The sequence below is a fragment of the Bradyrhizobium sp. SZCCHNPS1003 genome (assembly GCF_032381555.1).
Classification (GTDB): Bacteria; Pseudomonadota; Alphaproteobacteria; order Rhizobiales; family Xanthobacteraceae; genus Bradyrhizobium.
The window spans coordinates 165,397-185,908 of record NZ_JAUHIU010000002.1; the positions used below are offsets into that span (position 1 = coordinate 165,397).

At 65.9% G+C, this 20,512-nt stretch carries 16 protein-coding genes and 1 pseudogene; 8 read left to right on the forward strand and 9 right to left on the reverse strand.

Annotated elements, in window-relative coordinates:
* The first annotated feature begins 5 nt into the window (after positions 1-5).
* The gene (locus QX126_RS04505) at positions 6-1,712 is read left to right on the forward strand and encodes an IlvD/Edd family dehydratase (RefSeq protein WP_315779859.1); all 1,707 of its coding nucleotides are present in this window, start codon (positions 6-8) and stop codon (positions 1,710-1,712) included.
* An 8-nt stretch (positions 1,713-1,720) separates the two neighbouring features.
* On the opposite strand, the gene QX126_RS04510 is transcribed toward QX126_RS04505, so the two are convergent.
* The gene (locus QX126_RS04510; protein WP_315779543.1) at positions 1,721-2,506 is read right to left on the reverse strand and encodes an enoyl-CoA hydratase/isomerase family protein; all 786 of its coding nucleotides are present in this window, start codon (positions 2,504-2,506) and stop codon (positions 1,721-1,723) included.
* A 150-nt stretch (positions 2,507-2,656) separates the two neighbouring features.
* Here QX126_RS04510 and QX126_RS04515 point away from each other — a divergent pair, with 150 nt between their 5' ends.
* On the forward strand, positions 2,657-3,892 hold the full coding sequence (locus QX126_RS04515) for an NAD(P)/FAD-dependent oxidoreductase (RefSeq protein WP_315779545.1): 1,236 nt from the start codon (positions 2,657-2,659) through the stop codon (positions 3,890-3,892).
* Here the strand turns inward: QX126_RS04515 and rbsK are convergent.
* Both rbsK and QX126_RS04525 read right to left on the reverse strand, forming a co-directional pair.
* Positions 3,889-4,797 carry a ribokinase gene (rbsK, locus tag QX126_RS04520; protein WP_315779547.1) on the reverse strand — a complete coding sequence of 303 codons (909 nt, stop codon included), beginning with the start codon at positions 4,795-4,797 and terminating at the stop codon, positions 3,889-3,891. The genes QX126_RS04515 and rbsK overlap by 4 nt on opposite strands.
* A gap of 20 nt (positions 4,798-4,817) precedes the next feature.
* Positions 4,818-5,711 carry a sugar kinase gene (locus tag QX126_RS04525; RefSeq protein ID WP_315779861.1) on the reverse strand — a complete coding sequence of 298 codons (894 nt, stop codon included), beginning with the start codon at positions 5,709-5,711 and terminating at the stop codon, positions 4,818-4,820.
* Between the two features lie 205 nt (positions 5,712-5,916).
* Here QX126_RS04525 and QX126_RS04530 point away from each other — a divergent pair, with 205 nt between their 5' ends.
* The 3 genes and pseudogenes from QX126_RS04530 to QX126_RS04540 all read left to right on the forward strand — a co-directional run.
* Positions 5,917-7,176 (forward strand): Glu/Leu/Phe/Val dehydrogenase, encoded by a 1,260-nt coding sequence (locus QX126_RS04530; RefSeq protein WP_315758540.1) that lies wholly within the window; start codon positions 5,917-5,919, stop codon positions 7,174-7,176.
* On the forward strand, positions 7,173-8,021 hold the full coding sequence (locus QX126_RS04535; RefSeq protein WP_315779548.1) for a VOC family protein: 849 nt from the start codon (positions 7,173-7,175) through the stop codon (positions 8,019-8,021). Before QX126_RS04530 ends, QX126_RS04535 begins: the two co-directional genes overlap by 4 nt.
* Before the next feature lie 13 nt (positions 8,022-8,034).
* Positions 8,035-8,232 (forward strand): annotated as a pseudogene (locus QX126_RS04540) (NAD(P)H-binding protein); the annotation flags it as partial.
* Between the two features lie 923 nt (positions 8,233-9,155).
* Here the strand turns inward: QX126_RS04540 and QX126_RS04545 are convergent.
* On the reverse strand, positions 9,156-10,373 hold the full coding sequence (locus QX126_RS04545) for a cytochrome P450 (protein ID WP_315779550.1): 1,218 nt from the start codon (positions 10,371-10,373) through the stop codon (positions 9,156-9,158).
* Positions 10,374-10,652: 279 nt separating this feature from the next.
* Here QX126_RS04545 and QX126_RS04550 point away from each other — a divergent pair, with 279 nt between their 5' ends.
* The 3 genes from QX126_RS04550 (at position 10,653) to QX126_RS04560 (ending at position 15,714) form a co-directional block, all read left to right on the forward strand.
* Complete coding sequence (locus QX126_RS04550) at positions 10,653-11,339, forward strand: helix-turn-helix domain-containing protein (protein WP_315757819.1); 687 nt, start codon at positions 10,653-10,655, stop codon at positions 11,337-11,339.
* A gap of 1 nt (position 11,340) precedes the next feature.
* Positions 11,341-12,531: an efflux RND transporter periplasmic adaptor subunit gene (locus QX126_RS04555; RefSeq protein WP_315779552.1), complete on the forward strand. Its 1,191-nt coding sequence runs from the start codon at positions 11,341-11,343 to the stop codon at positions 12,529-12,531.
* Between the two features lie 84 nt (positions 12,532-12,615).
* A complete protein-coding gene (locus QX126_RS04560; RefSeq protein WP_315737193.1) occupies positions 12,616-15,714 on the forward strand; it encodes a MexW/MexI family multidrug efflux RND transporter permease subunit in 3,099 nt (1,032 codons plus the stop codon).
* A gap of 115 nt (positions 15,715-15,829) precedes the next feature.
* On the opposite strand, the gene QX126_RS04565 is transcribed toward QX126_RS04560, so the two are convergent.
* The 5 genes from QX126_RS04565 to QX126_RS04585 form a co-directional block, all read right to left on the reverse strand.
* Positions 15,830-16,108, reverse strand: coding sequence for a hypothetical protein (locus tag QX126_RS04565; protein ID WP_315779555.1), 279 nt, complete (start codon positions 16,106-16,108; stop codon positions 15,830-15,832).
* A 25-nt stretch (positions 16,109-16,133) separates the two neighbouring features.
* Positions 16,134-16,964 (reverse strand): ABC transporter permease, encoded by an 831-nt coding sequence (locus tag QX126_RS04570; RefSeq protein WP_315779863.1) that lies wholly within the window; start codon positions 16,962-16,964, stop codon positions 16,134-16,136.
* Between the two features lie 64 nt (positions 16,965-17,028).
* Complete coding sequence (locus tag QX126_RS04575; protein WP_315776419.1) at positions 17,029-17,970, reverse strand: ABC transporter permease; 942 nt, start codon at positions 17,968-17,970, stop codon at positions 17,029-17,031.
* A gap of 223 nt (positions 17,971-18,193) precedes the next feature.
* The gene (locus QX126_RS04580; RefSeq protein ID WP_315779557.1) at positions 18,194-19,705 is read right to left on the reverse strand and encodes an ABC transporter substrate-binding protein; all 1,512 of its coding nucleotides are present in this window, start codon (positions 19,703-19,705) and stop codon (positions 18,194-18,196) included.
* 84 nt (positions 19,706-19,789) lie between these two features.
* Positions 19,790-20,500, reverse strand: a complete 711-nt coding sequence (locus tag QX126_RS04585) for a DUF1028 domain-containing protein (RefSeq protein WP_315776421.1) — start codon at positions 20,498-20,500, stop codon at positions 19,790-19,792.
* Between the last annotated feature and the right edge of the window lie 12 nt (positions 20,501-20,512).

Here is a 20,512-nt window from a genome sequence, read left to right on the forward strand (position 1 = left end):
AGACCATGACCGATGGCCTGCGCAAGGGACTGACTGCCTACGGCGATGCCGGCTTCTCGCTGTTCCTGCGCAAGGCCTTCATCAAGGCCGCCGGCTATTCGGACGACGCGCTCGACCGGCCGATCGTCGGCATCACCAACACCTACAGCGACTACAATCCCTGCCATGGCAACGTGCCGCAGATCCTAGAAGCGGTGAAGCGCGGGGTCATGCTGTCCGGCGCGATGCCGTTCGTGTTTCCGACGATCTCGATCGCCGAGAGCTTCGCGCATCCGACCTCGATGTATCTGCGCAACCTGATGGCGATGGAAACCGAGGAGATGATCCGTGCCCAGCCGATGGATGCGGTTGTCGTCATCGGCGGCTGCGACAAGACCTTGCCGGCGCAGATCATGGCGGCGGTGTCGGCCGACCTGCCGACGGTGGTCATCCCCGTTGGTCCGATGGTGGTCGGTCATCACAAGGGCGAGGTGCTCGGCGCCTGCACCGATTGCCGCAGGCTGTGGGCGAAGTATCGCGCCGGCGAGATGGACGACAGCGAGATCGAGGCGGTCAACGGCCGGCTGGCGCCGTCGGTCGGCACCTGCATGGTGATGGGAACGGCCTCGACGATGGCCTGCATCACCGAGGCACTCGGATTGTCGCTGCCGATGAGCGCAACGATTCCGGCGCCGCACGCCGAGCGCTTCCGCTCGGCCGAAGCCAGCGGACGCATCGCGGCCGAGATGGCCAAGGCCAAGGGGCCGAAACCGAGCGAGCTGCTGACGCCGTCCGCTTTCAAGAATGCGCAGGTGGTGCTGCAGGCAATCGGCGGCTCTACCAATGGCCTGGTGCATCTCACCGCGATCGCTGGCCGGACCCCGCACACAATCGATCTCGATGTATTCGACCACATCGGCCGCGAGGTGCCGGTGCTGGTCGATCTCAAGCCATCCGGCGATCACTACATGGAGCATTTCCACCACGCCGGCGGCGTGCCGAAGCTGATGAAGCAGCTCGGTGATCTCATCGATCTCGATTGCCGCTCGATCACCGGCCAACCGCTGCGCGACATCGTGGCCGCCGCCGAGGACGTGCCGGGGCAGGACGTGATCCGCTCGCGCGACGACGCGATCAAGCCGGAGGGCGGGCTCGCGGTGCTGCGCGGCAACCTGGCGCCGCGCGGCGCCGTCATCAAGCATTCGGCAGCGAGCCCCAAGCTGCTGCAGCATACCGGGCGCGCCGTCGTGTTCGAGTCGGTGGAGGACATGACCCTGCGGGTCGATGATCCCGCTCTCGATGTGTCGGCCGATGACGTGCTGGTGCTGCGCAATGCCGGCCCCAAAGGCGCGCCGGGCATGCCGGAGGCCGGCTATCTGCCGATCCCGAAGAAGCTCGCGCGCGGCGGCACCAAGGACATGGTGCGCATCTCCGATGCGCGCATGAGCGGCACCGCCTTTGGCACCATCGTCCTTCACATCACGCCGGAGTCCGCCGTCGGCGGGCCGCTGGCGCTGGTCCGGACCGGCGACATGATCCGGCTCGACGTCGCCAAGCGCAGCATTGACCTGCTGGTCGACGACGCCGAGCTGGACCGGCGCCGAGCTGCGCTGAAGCAAGCCCCGACGCCGGAATGGGCGGAGCGCGGCTATGCGCACCTCTTTCATGAGACGATCCTGCAGGCCGACGACGGCTGCGATTTCGACTTCATGCGCCGGAAAGGGAAGGGGTGAGCGCAGTCCTACTTTCCTTTGCTGGTGAACCGCTTCACAGCGGCGCGGAATTCATCCGTGTGCATGCAGTTGATGATTGCGTCGCGCTCGGCGGCGAGCTGGTCTTCGACCGAGCTGGTCGGCGCGCGGTGGATCAGCGCCTTGGTCGCCGCGATCCCCGCCGGCACATTCTGCGCCAGCCGCGCAGCCAGCGAGTCGGTAGCTGCGACGAGCTCGGAGGCCGGGACGATTTTCGCGACCAGTCCCCATTCGTAAGCCTGCGCCGCCGTGAAGTTGTCCTCGGCCAGGAATATCTGCAGCGCGCGCCGCACACCGACGGTCGCAACGACACCGACCGTGCCGCCGCCGTCGGGCGAGACGCCGAGCTTGGCATAGGCCGGCGTGAAGCGCGCATCCTCGGCCGCAATGCAGAGATCGGCGGCGAAGGCCAGCGACATTCCTGCACCGGCGGCGGAGCCGTGCACGCTGGCGAGCACGATCTTGGGCATGCGCCGCAGGCTCGCGATGAAGGCGTGGTAGTGGTGCAGCAGCTCGCTCACGACAGGCGTGATGGTGTCGGCCTCGGCGGCAGCGCCGATCGTCTGCAGGTCGCCGCCGGCGCAGAAGGCGCGGCCTTCGCCCTTGAGGACGAGCACCCGGATGGTCGGGTCCGCCTCGACCTGCGCCGCGAGCTGTTCCAGGCGCTGCGCGATGGCGAGGTTGATGGCGTTGAACGCTGCCGGTCGGTCCAGCGTGATGGTCGCGATCGGGCCGTCAATGCTCAGGCGAGCGGGGTCCGCGGCTGCGTCCGACATTCAATCCTCCCTTGCATGGTCGTTGCCGCATTTAAAGCGCACAGCAGGCCGGTGACAATGCCGGGGAAGTCTGCGACAACCCGGCTCGGCTGGCATGACGGGAGGTAAACCCGCAGCAGACAAGGCGTGCAAACACGGGATATGGACAGAATGGGGCAGGACGCAGTGACGAAGGGACCGGTTGTGATCGTGGGTGCGGGGCATGCGGGTTTCCAGCTCGCGACCTCGCTGCGTCAGGCAGGCTTTGCCGATCCCATTCACCTGATCAACGACGAGCCGCATCTGCCGTATCAGCGCCCGCCGCTGTCGAAGGCGTATCTGAAGGGCACCGGCGGTCCCGAAACCTTGATGTTTCGTCCGCAGAAGTTCTACGCGGACCAGACCATCGATCTCGTCTATGATCGTGCCGTCTCTGTTCAGCGCGATCAGCGCAAGGTGTTGCTCGCCTCCGGCAGGACGCTCGACTATGGGCACCTCGTGTTCGCGACCGGTGCGCGCAACCGCCTGCTCGACATTCCAAATGCCAGCCTCCCGGCGGTCCGTTACTTGCGCATCCTCGATGACAGCGAAGCGCTCAGGACCTTGCTGGGCGATGCCAAGCGGGTCGTCGTGATCGGCGCCGGCTTCATCGGCCTCGAATTCGCGGCCACCGCACGCATCAAAGGGCTCGAGGTCGACGTGCTCGAGCTCGGCGCGCGGGTGATGGCGCGGGCCGTGACCGCCGAGATCTCGGACTACTTCCAGAAGCAGCATGCGGAAGCCGGCGTGCGCATCCATCTCGGCGTGCAGGCCACCAGCATCGAGGCCGACGGCAACAACGTCACCGGCGTCAGCCTCAGCGATGGTCGGCACATCCCCGCTGACCTGATCGTGGTCGGCGTCGGCGTGCTGCCGAATGTCGAGCTCGCCGCCGAGGCTGGATTGCAGGCCGTCTCCGGCATCGTTGTCGACGAATATCTGCTCACCAGCGATCCGCACATCTCGGCCATCGGCGACTGCGCCCTGTTCGTCAGCCAGCGCTTCGGCGGCACGCTGCGGCTGGAGTCGGTGCAGAACGCCACCGATCACGCCCGCTGCGTCGCGGCGCGGCTGACGGGCGACGTCAAGCCCTATGACGGACAGCCGTGGTTCTGGAGCGACCAGGGCAATGACAAGCTCCAGATCGCGGGGCTCACCACCGGCTATGACCAGGTCGTGCTGCGCGGTGATCCCACGCAAAAGGCATTCTCCGCATTCTGTTACAAGGAGGGCAGGCTGGTCGGCATCGAGTCCGTCAACCGTGCCGGCGACCATATGTTCGGCCGCAAGTTGCTTGCTGCAGGCGGCACCTTGGATGCAGCCAAAGCCGCTGATCCCAGCTTCGATCTGAAGAGCGCTCTCGCTTAGAGCAGCGCGCGCACCTCCTCTGCGGTCGGCATCGAAGGGCCGGCACCCATCCGCTGCACCGAGATCGATGCGGCGATGTTGGCATAGCCGATCGCATCCGCGATCGCCGCGCCCTGCGACAGCCGCGCGGCGAGCGCGCCGACGAAGCAGTCGCCGGCGCCGGTGGTGTCGACGGCCTTGACCGCGCGGCCTTCGACCAGCCGGGCCTCGGCGCCAGAAACCGCGACCGCGCCACGCGCGCCGAGCGTGACGCAGACCGTCTGGTCGTCGCGAGGCTCGAGCGCGCGAACCGCCTCATTCACCTGCTGCGGCGTCGGCGCGTTGCCGAGTTCGATCCCGGCCAGGAAACTGAGCTCGGTTTCGTTCAGCACGAGCACATCGACCAGCGCGAACAGCGTGCTGTCGAAGGCGCTCGCCGGGGCGGGGTTGAGGATCGTGGTGGCGCCGGCCGATTTGGCACGCTGGAAGAACGCTATAATCGTCGCCTGCGGAATTTCGAACTGGCTGACGGCCACGTCTCCCGAGCCAAGAGACACCTGTGCCACATCGTCGGCGCTGACCTCGGCGTTGGCGCCTGATATCACCACGATCGTGTTGTCGGCCTTGGCCAGCGTGATGATCGCGGTGCCGGTCGACGCGCTGGCGCTGTCCTTCACGGCAGTGAGATCGATGCCCTGAGCCGTGAGAAATGCGCGCAACTGCTCGCCGAAGGCGTCGCGACCGAGCCGGCCGATCAGCGCCGTCGGCGCGCCGAGCTTGGCTGCGGCGACCGCCTGGTTCGCTCCCTTCCCGCCGGGAAAATACATCACCGACCGGCCGGCGACGGTCTCGCCGATGCGCGGATGGCGCTCGGCCGCCGCCACCACATCCATGTTGATGCTGCCGGCGACGACGATCCGCCCCATCCGCTTGCTCCCCACAACCGCTAGACGCGCGCCTCGAATTCCTGCCTGACCAGCTCGATGTCGGCGAGGGTCGGCAGGCCGGCCTCGTTGCCGAGCTTCTGGATCTTGAACGTCGAGGCCGCGCGCGCGAACTCGAAATGCTCCTTCCAGCCCTTCGCCGGATTGGCGAGGTACGAATACACATAGGCGCCGTGGAAGACGTCGCCGGCGCCGTTGGTGTCGATCACGCGTTCGCGCGGGATCGGATAGGCCGGCAGCGTATGCACGGCGCCGACCTCGTCATACCAGAGCAGGCCCTTTTCGCCTTGGGTGACGCCGCCGATGCGGCAGCCGCGGCTCTTCAGGTAGTCGAGCATCTTCTCCGGCGTGAGGTCCATCTGCTCGCACAGCCGCTCGGCCACGATCGCGACGTCGATATATTCCAGGAGCTCATGGGTGTTGGTGCGCAGGCCGCCGCCGTCCAGCGAGGTCAGGACGCCGGCCTCGCGGCACAGCTTGGCATAATGCAACGCGGCGTCGGGCTGGTGGCCGTCGACATGCAGCGCCCGGCAATTGCCGAGATTGAGCAGCGGGAACGGGTGGATATGCGCATCGTCGCGGCAACGCACGATCGCGCGCTTGCCGTCCTTCGGCATGATGAAGGACAGCGAGGAGGCATTGACCTTCCGGGGGTGGACGGAGATGCCGTATTTCGCGGTCATGTCCTGGAACATCCGCCCGAGCCAGTCATTCGCAACGGTGGCGATCAGGTCGGGCACGATGCCGAGCTTGGCGCAGCAAAATGCCGCAGTCACCGCATTGCCGCCGAACGAGACGGCATAGTCGGAGGCCACGTGCTTCTCGTCCCCCGTCGGCATGTGGTCGGTGATGAACGTCACGTCGATGTAGGTCTGTCCGATGAAGAGGGCCTGCATTGCCATTTCTGTCTCACTAAGGGGTGATTGCGGCCCCGGCGCCGCAGATTAGCAAGCGGTCAAAGCGGATCAACGCTGAAATTCTTCGTCAAATCGTCACCATGGTGGTTGAGATCGGCCCTCTGCTACCGGTGGGCCCCTGCCGCCGGCGCTCGGGTCGCGCTATGGTTGCCGGCCTGCAGAAACGCAGATTCGGGAGTGGAATATGACTGTCTATGCGGGTCCGGTCTTCGAGATGGCGACCAATCAGTTCAACGTGATCGCCGACCATCTTGGCATCCCAGCCGACGAGCGGGACCGGCTTCTCTTGCCGAAGCGGGCGATCACCGTCTCGTGTCCGATCCACAAGGATGACGGCACGATCGCGGTCTATGAAGGCTACCGGGTCCAGCACCTCCTGACCATGGGACCGACCAAGGGCGGCACGCGCTTTGCTCCCACCGTCGACATCGGCGAGGTGGCGGCGCTGGCGATCTGGATGAGCTGGAAGTGCGCCCTCGTCGGGTTGCCTTATGGCGGCGCCAAGGGCGGCGTCAACGTCGATCTGTCCAAGCTGTCCCGGCGCGAGCTCGAATCGCTGTCCCGCCGCTACATGCAGGAGATGATCCCGTTCGTCGGGCCGCACACCGACGTGATGGCGCCCGACATGGGCACAAACGAGCAGGTGATGGCGTGGTTCATGGACACGTATTCCATGTACCAGGGGCAGACGGTGATGGAGATCGTGACCGGCAAGCCGGTGTTCTCCGGCGGCACCTTGGGTCGCCGCGAGGCGACCGGCCGCGGCGTCGCCCATGTGTCGAGGCGGGTGATGGATGAGCTGGGCATCGACCCGACCAAGTCCACCGCGGTCGTGCAGGGCTTTGGCAATGTCGGCTCCTATGCCGCGCTCGGCTTCCACCAGATGGGCATGAAGGTGATTGCGGTCAGCGATCACACCGGCGCCCTCCATGATCCCCGTGGTCTCGACATCCCGGCCTTGATGGCGCACGCCGCCAGGCACGGCAGCATTGCCGGCTTCTCCACCGAGCTCGCCTTCGATCCGCGGGAGATCCTGACCCTGGCCTGCGACATCCTCGTGCCGGCGGCTGTCGAGCGCGTGATCGACGCCAAGGTGGCGGCGAACCTGAAATGCCGCGTCATTGCGGAAGCCGCCAATGGTCCGACCACGCCGGATGCCGATCTGGTGCTCGACCAGCGCCGCAACGAGATCTTCCTCATTCCCGACATTCTCTGCAATTCCGGCGGCGTCATCGTCAGCTATTTCGAATGGGTGCAGGATCTGCAGCAGCTGTTCTGGGAGGAAGAGGAGGTGATGCGCAGGGAGTACCAGATCCTCGACCGTGCCTTCGAGCGCATGCTGACGCGCGGCAAGGTCGACGGCATCTCCCACCGGACCGCGGCGATGGCGATCGGCGTGGAGAAGGTGCGTGCCGCCAAGAACTCGCGAGGGCTGTTTCCGTGATCACCGGGCTCGACCACGTCGTCGTCCTGCTGCAGGACGTCCAGGCCGGCAGCGCCGCCTTCGAGACGCTGCTGGCGCGCAAGCCGTCCTGGCAGAATTCGGGCGAGGGCGCCGACCGCGTCCTGTTCACGCTCGACAATATGAGCCTGGAGCTGATGGCCCCGATGGGCCAGAGTGTGGCGGCCGACCGCATCCGCAACGTCATCAAGATCTGGGGCGAGGGGCTCGCCAGCATCTGCTTTGCCACCAACGACATCGCCAAGATGCATCGCAGATTGGAGCGCGTGGCGCTGAAGCCGGACCCGATCACCGAGGTCGAGAACACCGATCGCGTCTCGGGCCAGACGCTGCATTGGAAGCGCACCCGCGCCATGACCGATCTCACGCGTGGCGTGCGCATGTTCTTCCTCGAGCTTGCCGAGCCGCGCCCGCCGTCCGCCAAGACCGCCGATACGGCCGTGCTCGGCCTCGACCATATCGTGATCTCGACCGAGGATCCCGAACGCGCCGCCGCGCTCTACGGCGCGCGGCTCGGGCTCGACATGGCGCTCGACCGCAGCCATCAGGAATGGGGGCAGTTGATGTTCTTCCGCTGCGGCGACCTGATCGTCGAGGTGGTGAAGCGGCCGGTCGCCGGCAACGACAAGGCCCATGACAAGCTGTGGGGCCTGAGCTGGCGTGTCGCCGACATCGAGGCGACGCGCGCGCGGCTGCTCGCCGCCGGCCTGCAGGTCTCCGAGCCGCGCGCCGGCCGCAAGCCGGGCACGCGGGTGATGAGCCTCTACAGCGGCACCTGCGGCATCCACACGCTGATCCTCGAGAAGACCCCGCGCGCGGCGGAGTGAGGTCGAAGCCGAGCCGACGGATGCCCAGGCGATCGACTATCAAGCCCATGTGAACGCGCGGGATGCTGCGCGGAGTGCTGGTGTGAGTCACTTCGTCCTGCTGTCCGCCATCTGCGTGCAGAAGCCGCTGCTGGCGTTCCAGAAGGCCAAGCTGGCGTTCGAAGCGCATCTGCTGGAGCAGGGGCTGACCTACTCGATCGTCCGCCCGACCGTTGAGTCCCGTCTGTCTCCCCGTCATTGCGAGGAGCGAAGCGACGAAGCAATCCAGAGTCGCGTGCGCGGCCCTGGATTGCTTCGCTCGCAATGACGATGGTGAGAGTTGTGTCGGGGCGGTGAGACTTAAGCTGACGGAAGTGAGACATGAAGGTCCCATCTCGCGGCGCGTTTTCGCGTCCGAGCTTTGCTGATCGTCGTGCCCTCCTTGGGAAGAGGGCACGGGGAATGCCGGGCGCTGGCCGCACCCATGGCCCGCCTGCGAAAAAAATGCAGGCGGCAGGAACCACAGGTTCAGCCGAGAACACCCGGCATTCCCCGCGCGATGGTTTGACGGCTGCTTCGCGTTCTCCCCGGTGCGCCGGGCTTTCTGGCCACCGTTGCCCGCGCGACGCGTGAGCGCCAACGCAGGCGTAATACCAGCATCGGGGTATCAGGACCACGCGACTTGACCGTGCGCATCGCTGCCGTTCGTCGGCGCAGGGATCACCCACGCTGCAGCACCAACACGCCCACCGCATCCCGCACTCGACGTTCGTGACGACCGCGAAGCGCCCCTCTTGTGAGGCGGGACGGGAGAACGTATACATCAATTCTGAAAAAAAGAAAGAGATTTTTTCGAGGAGTGGGTGTCGGCCGGAGCGGGCGAGTATCGCCTTCTTTATGTAGCCGGTCAGACTTTCCGACAGCAGCGCGTAGGGCGGATGAGCGAAGCGTAATCCGCCGCGCCGGCAGCAGTGAACATGCATGTCACAAGGCGTCGCTTGAGCGCTGGTTGTGACCGGCGAGGAGATATCGCTGATGAAATGCGGGTCTTTCGACAGCATCCGGCCGTGTCAGCGGCGGATTACGCTTCGCTCATCCGCCCTACAAATCACAGACTGAGGTGCTCCGGTCACTCCGCACAACGTGATCCTCGCCTCAGCCGACCACGCAAGGCACGTTCATGAATCCCCGAAACCGCACCCGTCCGCCGCGCACCGGGGCGCCGTCGAGCTGATAGTTCGGAAACCGCGCCAGAAACCGCGAGATCGCCACCGCGCCCTCCAGCCTTGCCAGCGCCATCCCTGCGCATTGATGGGCGCCGGTGCCGAAGGCGAGGTGGCGGTTGGCGAGGCGGGTGATGTCGAAGCGTTCGGGATCGTCGAACTGGGCGGGATCGCGGTTGGCAGCGCCGATGCACAGCGTAACGGAGGTGCCGGGCTCGAGCGTGATGTCGCCGAGCGTGACCGGCTCGGTGGTCATGCGGTTGCCGAGCTGGTTGGAGCTCTCGTAGCGCAGGATTTCCTCGACGGCGGTGCGGATCAGGTTGGGGGCCTCGATCAGCCTCTCGCGCTCGGCCGGATGCTGGCACAGCAGGACGAGGCCGTTGCCGATCAGATTGGTGGTGGTCTCGTGTCCGGCATTGAGCAGGAAGATGCAATTGTGCAGGAGCTCCTTTTCGCTCAGCCGCTCGCCGTCGGCCTCGCCCTGGATCAGGCGCGTCAGCACGTCGCGCTCCGGATTGCCGGGTGCCGCGCGGCGGCGTGCGACCAGCGTTTCCAGATAGGCGAGGAAATCGCCGACCGCCTGGTTGCCGCGGGCAAGCTGCTCGCGCGTCAGCACCGGCTCCAGCGCGCCGAGGATGGCAAGCGACCAGTCGCGCAAGGGGCCGCGCTCCTCGTGCGGCACGCCGAGCAGGTTGCCGATGACCTCGATCGGGATCGCCGCGGCGAAATCCTCGATCAGCTCGAATCTGTCCTTCGCTGCAATCCGGTCCAGGAGCCCATCGACGAGCGCAATCAGAGCGGGCTCCATCTCGGCGATCGCCCGCGGCGACAGCGCGCCCATGATCAGGCGGCGCACCCGCGTGTGCGCCGGGGGATCGTTGAACACGAGGCTCGTCGTGTGATGCTCGTAGAGCAGCGTGTCGCCATATTTCGGCGCGAACTCGCGCTTCTTGTCGGACGAGAACGTCTTCGTCGCCTTGTAGGCGGTGACGAGATCGTCGTAGCGGGTGAGGAAATAGGAGCCGCTGCGGAGGCGCTTGACCGGCGCATGCTGGCGCAGCGCGCGGTAGGTCGGGTAGGGATCGGCGTAGAACTCAGGCGTCAGGCGCTCGAGATCGAACTGGCTGGCGAGCGCTGCGTCGTCGGTCATCGATGGTCCTCCCGTCCGAGTCTCGTTTGTTGCTGCGACCGTCGCACGGTCGGCAGCAGAAGAAAATGTGCGACCCGGCAGCGCCGGGCACCGAGGGCAGGATCGGACCGCCCGCCCTGCCGCAGATCCGCCGCTTTCAGAGGTATAGAATTGCCTTTGGCGACGGTGAAATCCCGCCAGCGATTTCAGGGACTTGGCCGCCAAACCCTGCTGCGCCGCGGCATCTTTCTTGACATAGATCAAGTGAGTATTTACTCACGGCCGATGTCCACTTTGCGCATGACAAGCGATCTCCGCAGGCAGCTGATCCTCGGTGCAGCCAAGCGCTGCTTCGCGCGTCATGGCTATGCCGGCACCACGACCAAGAGCGTGGCTGCCGCAGCGGCGATCTCGGAAGCGCTGCTGTTCAAGCATTTCCCCTCCAAGGCGGCGCTGTATGCGGAGATCCTCACCGAGGAGTGCGAGACCGACCCGGATTTCGAGGTGCTGCTCAGCCAGGAACCTTCGACCGCGACGCTGGTCATGCTGATGGCCGGGATGGTCCGGCATTTCCTCGGCATTGCCGACGGCCCCAATGAGGAAGAAGAGCAGCGGCTGCGGCTGATGGCGTCGAGCCATCTCGATGATGGCGAATTCGCAAGGCTGCTGTATGCGAAGATCGATGATCTCATCGGCGCCAAGTTCGTTGACTCGCTGGTGACAGCCGTTGCCTCCGGTGACGCCGTGCGCTTAGTGGCCGCGCCCCGCGACCTGTTCTGGTTCGCGCATCACACCGTGTTGATGGCGGCATTGACGCGGCTTCCATCCGTTCCATGTGTGCCGTATGGAACTGCGGCGAGCCTGGAGCGCCAGCTCAGCGAATTCATCCTGCGCGGCATCGGACTGACCGACGCCGCTATTGCGTGCTACCTCGATCACGAATTGTCGCAACCTCCGGCCCGGCCGGCGACGGCAGAAAGTGCATGACATGAACATTGCGACCGAACCCAAGCTCTCCGGAAAGCCGGTCGACGACAAGCCGCGCAAGCGCACCCGCCCGGTGCTGTGGTTCATCGTGATCGGCGGCCTGCTCGCGGCGCTGGTCGGCGGCCTCGTGTGGTTCAACATGTTCCGCGACAAGATGATCGCGCAGTTCTTCGCCAACATGAAGCCGCCGCCGATCAGCGTCACCGTCGCGACCGCGAGCCCGGAGACCGTGCCGAACCTGCTGACGGCCGTCGGCGATCTCGCCGCCGTGCACCAGGTCAACGTGACCTCGGACGTCAGCGGCCGCATCACCGACATCATGTTCACCCCGGGCTCCACGGTGAAGCAGGGCGCGCCGCTGGTGCAGCTCTATGACGCGCCGGATCAGGGCGATCTCGCCAACTACAAGGCCCAGGTGACCGTGGCGCAATTGTCGCTCGATCGCGCCAAGCAGCTGGCGTCGCGCCAGTTCGGGCCGCAGGCGACCGTCGACCAGGCCCAGGCCGCCTACGACCAGGCCCAGGCCGGCATCGCCAAGACCGAGGCGCTGATCGCGCAGAAGCTGGTGCGCGCGCCGTTCGACGGCGATCTCGGCGTCCGCAAGGTCGAGGTCGGCCAGTATCTCAGCGCCGGCACGCAGATCGTGTCGCTGACCGACCTCTCCGAGCTGTGGGTCAATTTCACCGTGACCGAGAAGGACAGCGCTCAGCTGAAGGTCGGCCAGACCGTCCGCGTCGGCGTGGATGCCTATCCGGGCCGGACCTTCGAAGGCAAGATCACCACGATCGAGCCGCAGATCGCGACCGACACCCGCAACATCCGCGTGCAGGCGACGATCGCCAATCCGGAGCGCATCCTGAAGCCGGGCATGTTCGCCACCGCCACCGTGGTGCTGCCGGAGAAGCCGCCGGTGCTGACGGTGCTGGAGACCGCGGTCGACTACACGCTCTATGGCGACTCGGTGTTCGTGATCAACGAGAAGAAGACCGACGACGGCAAGACCGCGCTGACGGCCGACCGGATCTATGTGCAGACCGGAGATCGCATCAATGGCCGCGCGGTGATCCTGAAGGGCCTGAAGGAGGGCGATCGCGTCGTCGCCGTCGGCCAGCTCAAGATCCAGTCCGGCGCTGCCGTCGCGATCTCGACCGATCCGCCGCCGCCGGTGCCGGCGAAGCCGCCGCGCTACTGAGCGAGCCTCTGAGCCAATGCCGGGCCGCCTCCATGAGGCGGCCCGCCCGCACCTCACCCGCCTCCTGCTGACGAGATTGCCGCGATGCGTTTCACCGATATCTTCATCAAGCGCCCGGTGCTGTCGGTCGTCGTCAGCCTGCTCATCCTGCTGCTCGGCCTGCGCGCGGCGTTCGAGCTGCCGATCCGGCAATATCCGAAGCTGTCCAACACGGTCGTCAACGTCACGACCGTCTATCCCGGCGCATCCGCCGACCTCATCCAGGGCTTCATCACGACGCCGCTGGAGCAGGCGGTCGCGTCCGCCGAGGGCGTCGACTACATCACCTCGTCCTCGGTGCAGGGCACCAGCACGATCCAGGTCTTCATCAAGCTCAACTTCGATCCGAACCAGGCGCTCACCGAGGTGCTCGCCAAGGTCAACTCGGTCCGCTACCTCATCCCGAAGGAATCCAACGACCCGATCGTGACCAAGACCACGGGGCAGACGACGTCGGTGATGTATCTCGGCTTCTCCAGCGAGGAGCTGTCGGGATCGGCGATCTCGGACTATCTGACGCGCGTGGTGCAGCCGGTGCTGTCGACGGTCGACGGCGTCGCTGCGGCCAACATTCTCGGCGGCCAGACCTTCGCGATGCGGATCTGGCTGAACCCCGAGAAGATGGCCGGCCGCAACGTGTCGCCGACGGATGTCGCGGCGGCGATCGCGGCCAACAACTTCCAGTCCGCGGCCGGCCAGGCCAAGGGCTACTTCATCGTCTCCAACATCACGACGAATACCGGCCTGACCGACGTCAACCAGTTCAAGCGGATGATCGTCAAGGCCAAGGACGGCGGCTTCGTCCGCATGGAGGACATCGCCACCGTCGAGCTCGCGGCGCAGAGCACCGATGCCAGTGTCGCCTTCAGCGGCGAGCGCGCGATCTTCATCGGCGTCGACGCGACGCCGCAGGGCAACCCGCTCAACATCGTCAAGGGTGTGCGCGCGCTGTTCCCCGACCTCGAGCGCAACCTGCCGCCATCGATGAAGATGAAGGTGGCCTATGATTCCACCAAATTCATCCAGTCCTCGATCGACGAGGTCGAGCATACGCTCGGCGAAGCCGTCCTGATCGTCATCGTCGTCATCTTCCTGTTCCTGGCGTCGCTGCGCTCGGTCATCATCCCCGTGGTGACGATCCCGCTGTCGCTGATCGGCGTCTGCACGATGATGCTGGCGTTCGGCTTCAGCATCAATCTGTTGACGCTGCTGGCCATGGTGCTGGCGATCGGCCTCGTCGTCGACGACGCCATCGTCGTGGTGGAGAACATCCACCGCCATCTGGAGGAGGGCAAGGCGCCGGTGCAGGCTGCATTGCAGGGCGCGCGCGAGATCGTCGGTCCGGTCATCTCGATGACGATCACGCTGGCGGCGGTGTATGCGCCGATCGGCTTCCTCGGCGGTCTGACCGGCTCGCTGTTCCGTGAGTTCGCCTTCACGCTCGCCGGCTCCGTCATCGTGTCGGGAGTCATTGCTTTGACGCTGTCGCCGATGATGTGCTCGGTGCTGCTGAAGAGCGCCGATGAGGGCCGCTTCGCGCGCCTCGTCAACCGGGTGTTCGGCGCGATGACGCGCTGGTACGGCCGCCGGCTCGACCGCTCGCTCGACTACCGGCCGGTGACCGCGCTGTTCGCGCTGACGATCCTCGGCCTGGTCGGCTTCCTCTACATGCACACCTCGAAGGAGCTGGCGCCGGAGGAGGATCAGGGCATCGTGTTCTCGATCACCAAGGCGCCGAAATACGCCAACATCGACTACATCAACTTCTACACCGACAAGGTCGACAAGGCGTTCGCGAAGTTCCCCGAGACCGACCTTCGCTTCGTTCTGAACGGCATCCTCGGCCCGCAGGGCGGCTTTGCCGGCATGCTGCTCAAGCCCTGGGACGAGCGCACGCGCTCCTCGATCAAGCTGAAGCCGCTGGTGCAGGCGGAGCTGTCGAAGATCGAGGGCATCAACGCCTTCGCCTTCAACCTGCCGGCGCTGCCGGGCGGCCCCGGCGGTCTGCCGGTGCAGATGGTGATCAGCTCGACCAGCGGCTTCCAGGCGGTCTATGAGCAGATGGCCAAGCTGAAGGACGCCGCGCGCAAGAGCGGAATGTTCATCGTCTCCGACAGCGACCTCGAGTTCAACCAGCCGGTGGTCAAGGTCTGGATCAATCGCAGCAAGGCGAGCGATCTCGGCATCACCATGCAGTCGATCGGCAACACGCTCGCGGTGCTGCTCGGCGGCAACTACATCAACCGCTTCAACCTCGAAGGCCGCTCCTATCAGGTGATCCCGCAGGTGCCGCGCGACAAGCGGCTGTCGCCGGAATCGCTGTCGGGCTACTATGTCGCGACCGCCGCCGGCCAGCAGGTGCCGCTGTCGACGGTGGTCAACATCGAGACCGCGACCGACCCGAACTCGCTGACGCATTTCAACCAGCTCAACTCGGCGACCTTCTCCGCCGTGCCGATGCCGGGCGTCACGGTCGGGCAGGCCGTCGACTTCCTGGAGAAGCAGGCCAAGAACCTGCCGTCCGGCTTCAGCCACGATTATCTCGCCGACGCCCGTCAATACGTCCAGGAAGGCAACCAGCTCGCCATCACCTTCGGCTTCGCGCTGATCATCATCTTCCTGGTGCTGGCGGCGCAGTTCGAGAGCCTGCGCGATCCGTTCGTCATCATGATCAGCGTGCCCATGGCGATCGTCGGTGCCTTGATCCCGCTGTTCTTCGGCCTCGCGACCATGAACATCTACACCCAGGTCGGCCTGCTGACGCTGGTCGGCCTGATCACCAAGCACGGCATCCTGATGGTGGAGTTCGCCAACGAGCTGCAGCTCAACGAGGGGATGGACCGCCGCACCGCCATCGAGACGTCCGCGCGCATCCGCCTGCGGCCGATCCTGATGACCACGGCGGCGATGGTCACCGGCCTGATCCCGCTGCTGACCGCGACCGGTGCCGGCGCCGCCAGCCGCTTCTCGATCGGCCTCGTCGTCGTCGCCGGCATGTCGATCGGCACGCTGTTCACGCTGTTCGTGCTGCCGGCCGTCTACACCGTCATCGCCACCGACCACCAGGCCGCCGCCAAGTCGCAGCGCGCCCGGCAGATCGCCCAGTTCGACGCCGAGACCGACCACGCGCTGAAGGCGACGTGAGCGGGCGCTCTGGTCTCACGACATCAACGGCGGCTGCATCGGCAGTCGCCGTTTTTGTCGGGCCGTCTCTTACTCCCTTTACTGGCGTCACGGCCGGCGGCGCCCGCCGCGGCGCTCAGCACAGCGGCCTCCTAAAGAACAGATGGTCGAGCAGGATCAGCAGAGCGGCGATGCCGATGATGAAAAACGCGAAGGCGTAGTGCAATGACCGATGGAAGTGCGCGCGATAGGCGCGGGAATATTCGTCGGCAGTGACACGGCGGAGCGTGAACCAGCCGCGCCATTCCGGTGCATGGCTCGCCATCAAGACCCGCTCGCGAAACGCCAGCGCCCAGATCACGACGCCAGCCCCCATGTCGACGATCGTCAACAATCGCAGGAGATCCTCAGCCATTCGAGCTAGCATGGAGAGACCTCGCTCACTCCTCCTGCTGCGGATCGAGCGCGTCGCGCAGGCCGTCGCCCAGGAGGTTGAGCGACAGCACGACGAGGAAGATCGCAAGCCCCGGCCAGATCGCCATCCACGGCGCGTTGGTGAGGAAGCGCTGGGCGGCGTTGAGCATGCTGCCCCAGGACGGCGCCGGCGGCTGCTGGCCCAACCCCAGGAACGAGAGCGCGGCCTCGGCGATGATGGCGGCGGCGACCGACAAGGTCGCCTGCACCAATAGCGCCGGCATGATGTTCGGCAGGATGTGCCTGACCGCGATCTGCAGGTCGGTGTCGCCGACGCTGCGCGCGGCTTCGACATATTCCTCGACCTTGACGCTCATCACCTCGCCGCGGGTCAGCCGGACGAAGATCGGCGTCGCCGAGACGCCGATCGCGATCATCGCATTGCCGAGGCTCGGCCCCAGGAACGCCGCCAGCGCGATCGCCAGGATCAGGAACGGGCAGGCCAGCATCGCGTCGGTGATGCGGCTGATCAGGGCATCGAGGAAACCGCCGCGGTAGCCTGCGATCATGCCGATCGGGACGCCGATCGCCAGCGCGATGGCGACGGAGATCGCTCCGGCCAGCAGCGAGGCCCGCGCGCCGTAGATGACGCGGGCCAATACGTCGCGGCCGAGATCGTCGGTGCCGAACCAATGCGCCGCCGACGGCGCCTTGCGCACCAGCGCCCAGCTCGTCTTGAGGGGATCGTAGGGCGCCACCAGCGGCGCGAGCACGGCGAGCAGGATGAAGACCGCGATCAGGCCGAGCCCGACCATGGCACCCTTGCGCTTGACGAGGCGGCGCAGGGTGCGCTGCATCGGCCGTTCGAGCGGGGCGAGGGCGCGGGCTCCGTGCGGAGCTGACAGCGTCGTCTCGACCATGTCAGCTCCTCAGCCGCGGGTTGACGAGGACATAGGCGAGATCGGCGATCAGGTTCAGCATGATGTAGACGGTGGCGGTGACCAGCACGACACCCTGCACCACCGCGTAGTCGCGATTGAACACGGCATCGACGATCAGCTTGCCGAAGCCGGGGATCGAGAAGATCTGCTCGGTCAGCACCGCGCCGGACAACAGCGTGCCGAGCTCGAGCGCGCCCAGCGTGATGACCGGCGTCAAGGCGTTGCGCAGCGCATGGCCGAGGATGACTTGGCGTTCGGAGATGCCCTTGGCGCGCGCGGTGCGGATGTAGTCGCTGCTCAGAACCTGCAGCATCGCGCTGCGGGTGTGGCGCATCAGGATCGCGGCGATGGCATTGCCGAGCACGAAGGCCGGCATGATGGTGGCGGCGAGGCTGGCCCGCCAGTCCTCGGCGGGCGAGACGTAACCGGAGGCGGGGAGCCAGCCGAGCTGGATCGAGAACAGGAAGATCAGCATGATGCCGAGCCAGAAGTTCGGCGTCGAGATGCCCCACAGCGCAAACAGGTTTGCGGCATAGTCCCAGGCCGTCCCGCGCTTCACGGCGGAAATGATGCCGGCGGGAATGCCGATCAGGAACGCGATCACGATCGCCATCGACGCGAGCTGCAGGGTCACCGGCAGCTTTTGCAGGATGAGATCGCGCACCGGCATCTTGATGCGCAGCGACTCGCCGAAATCGCCCGAGAGCACGCCCTTGATCCAGTAGCCGTACTGAACGGGCAGCGGCTGGTCGAGGCGATACTGCTTGCGGATCTGCTCGATCACCGCGGGATCGCGCTCCTCGCCGGCCATCACCAGGGCGGGATCGCCAGGCAGGAGTTGCTGCAGCGAGAAGATGAGGATGGAGACGAAGATCAGCGTCGGGATGATCTGGCCGAGGCGGCGCGCGAGGAAGGTCAGCATGGCATGGTCCCCGCGCAGTCCTCAAGATGCCGGGGATCGGAGGCAGGTCGTGCCTCTAGCGTTCCTTCCCCCCTTGTAGGGGAGGGACAGGGAGGGGGGTGCCCCAAGGAAGGTCGGAGTTCGTGGCACTCCCCACCCCAGCCCTCCCCCACAAGGGGGGAGGGAGCAGAGGGAGTTCGCCGCGTCGGCTGCGCGTCCCGGCGAACAGAGGCCACCTGACCGCTCATTTCAGCTTCAGCCCGACCACGCGCACCAGGCCGTCGGGCATCTGCTTGTAGCCTTCGAGCTTTTTGGTGTGCGCGATCAGGATACGGCGGTGATAGAGGTAGAGGATCGGCTCGTCCTCGATCTCGAGCTTCGTCAGCTTCTCGTAGAGCGCCTTGCGCTGGGCCATGTCGGTCACGAGCCGCGCGTCGCTGAGCGCCTTGTCGGCCTCGGCGTTGGCCCAGACGCTGTAGTTCTGCGGCGCGTTGCGGTGCAGGAACACGTAACTGTTGCCGTCGGGATCGATGCGGCCGCTCCATGACAGCATGAAGGCCTGATAGTCGCCGGCCTCGGCCTGCTTCAGCGAGGTCGCCAACTCGGTGACCCGGATCTTCAGGTCAAAGCCGGCCTCGGCAGCCATCGACTGCACGACCTGGGCGGCGGCCTCGGTCTCGGCGCCCTTCGGCACCATGAAATCGACCGCGACCGGCGGCGTGACGCCGGCCTCCTTCAGCAGCGCCTTGGCCTTCTCGACATCGCGAGCACGGACCGGGAAGGCCTTCTGATAGTAGGGATGCGAGGGATTGACCCACTGGTTACCCGGCATGAACTCGCCGTTGAAGACGACTTGGTTGAGCGCCTCGCGATCGATCGCGAGATCCAGCGCCTGCCGCACCTTGGCGGACTGGCTGAGCGGACCCTTGGCCTTGTCCTTGCCGATGTTGAGCGTGATGCCCTGATAGCCGAGCTCGATCGCGGTCGACAGCGCGAGCCTGGAATCGGCGCGCACGTCCTTGATGTCGGTGGCGAGCACGCGCTCGATCAGGTCGAGCGCGCCGGATTTCAGGTTCGCCAGCCGCACCGTGGCGTCGACGATCGGCTGGTAGACGATCCTGTCGATGAAGACGTTGTCCTTGTTCCAGTAGTCGGCGAACTTCTCGAACACGATCTTGTCCTGCTGGACGCGCTCGACGAATTTGTAGGGACCGGCACAGACCGGGCGCAGGCCGAACTTGTCGCCGGCCTCCTTGGCCGCCTTCGGCGACACCATCATGCCGGCGCGGTCGGTGAGCTGGGCGATCAGCGGCGAGAATGGCGCCTTCAGGACGAGCTTGATTGTCAGGGGATCGACGACGTCGACATGATCGAGCGACGCCAGCTCGGGCTTGCGGAACGAGCCGGGGAAGGTGAGGTGGCGGTCGAGCGAGAATTTCGCGGCCTCAGCGTCGAACGGCTCGCCGTCGTGGAATTTCACGCCGGGCCGCAGCTTGATGATGACCTCCTTGCCGTCGGCCGAGGTCTCCTGCGACAGCGCGAGCTGTGGCACGATGTTCAGCTTCTCGTCGATGTCGAACAGCTTATCGCAGGTCGCGGCGAAGACGATGCGGCCGACATAGGTGCGGGCCATGGTCGGATCGAGAACGTCGGGGTCCTCGGCAAGGCCGATGCGCAAGGTGGTCTGCGCCTGCGCGACCGGCCCCCAAGAGGCCACGACAACGGCCGCGACCGCGGCCAAGCACCAGTTCCTCATCATCCGATGTCCCTCACGCGAATGCAGCCTGCGTTGTTGCACTATCAATACCAACCCCGATCACGTGCCATGCTTCCGGCTTGGTCATGTCTGGTTCGCGAGCGCGGCGGCGATGCCGGCATCAATCGTGGCGCGATCCGTGATCCCTGCAGGATTGTCGCGCGTCGGCATGAACTGCCGGAACACGGCCCAATGCTTGCGGCTGACGCTCTCCAGTCGTTCGAGCTCAGCCAGCGGATCGGGGTGATCATCGACACGCAGATCGAGCTCGGACCATTCCTCCTTGCCGTGGACCAGAAGGGCGGCCGACTGTTTGCCGCGCTTGTCACCGCCGGCGGCCTCACCGGCCTTCATGGCGGCGATCAGACGCTCCGCGAAGGGCAGGGCGTGGCTGGCGAGAAAGGCGTTTGCGGTCTCGTTCAGCACCTGCGGGCCGGCCAGCATGTTGCCGGCAATTGAAAAGCCCCGGCCTTCGAGATGGCCGCACCAGTCGATGCAGTCGCGGCCGGTGTGGGCGGCAATCTGGCCGTTGCGATCGAGGATGTGGAGCTGGCGGCTCTCGCGGCCGGGATCGGCAGATGTCAGCAGTTGCACGATCTCGCGCGGATGCCGGCCGTCGCGCAGCAGCGTGACGCCGTCGATGCCGTAATAGGGATTGACCAGCGCCTGGGTGGCGATGCCGCCGTGGCCGGCGACGATGAAGGGCACGCGCGCGCCGACGGCGAAGAAGCGGGTGGCGACGGCGATGCCGATCTGGCCGGTGAGATCGTCCTTGGCAATGATCGACCAGGTCATCGTCGCGTCGCT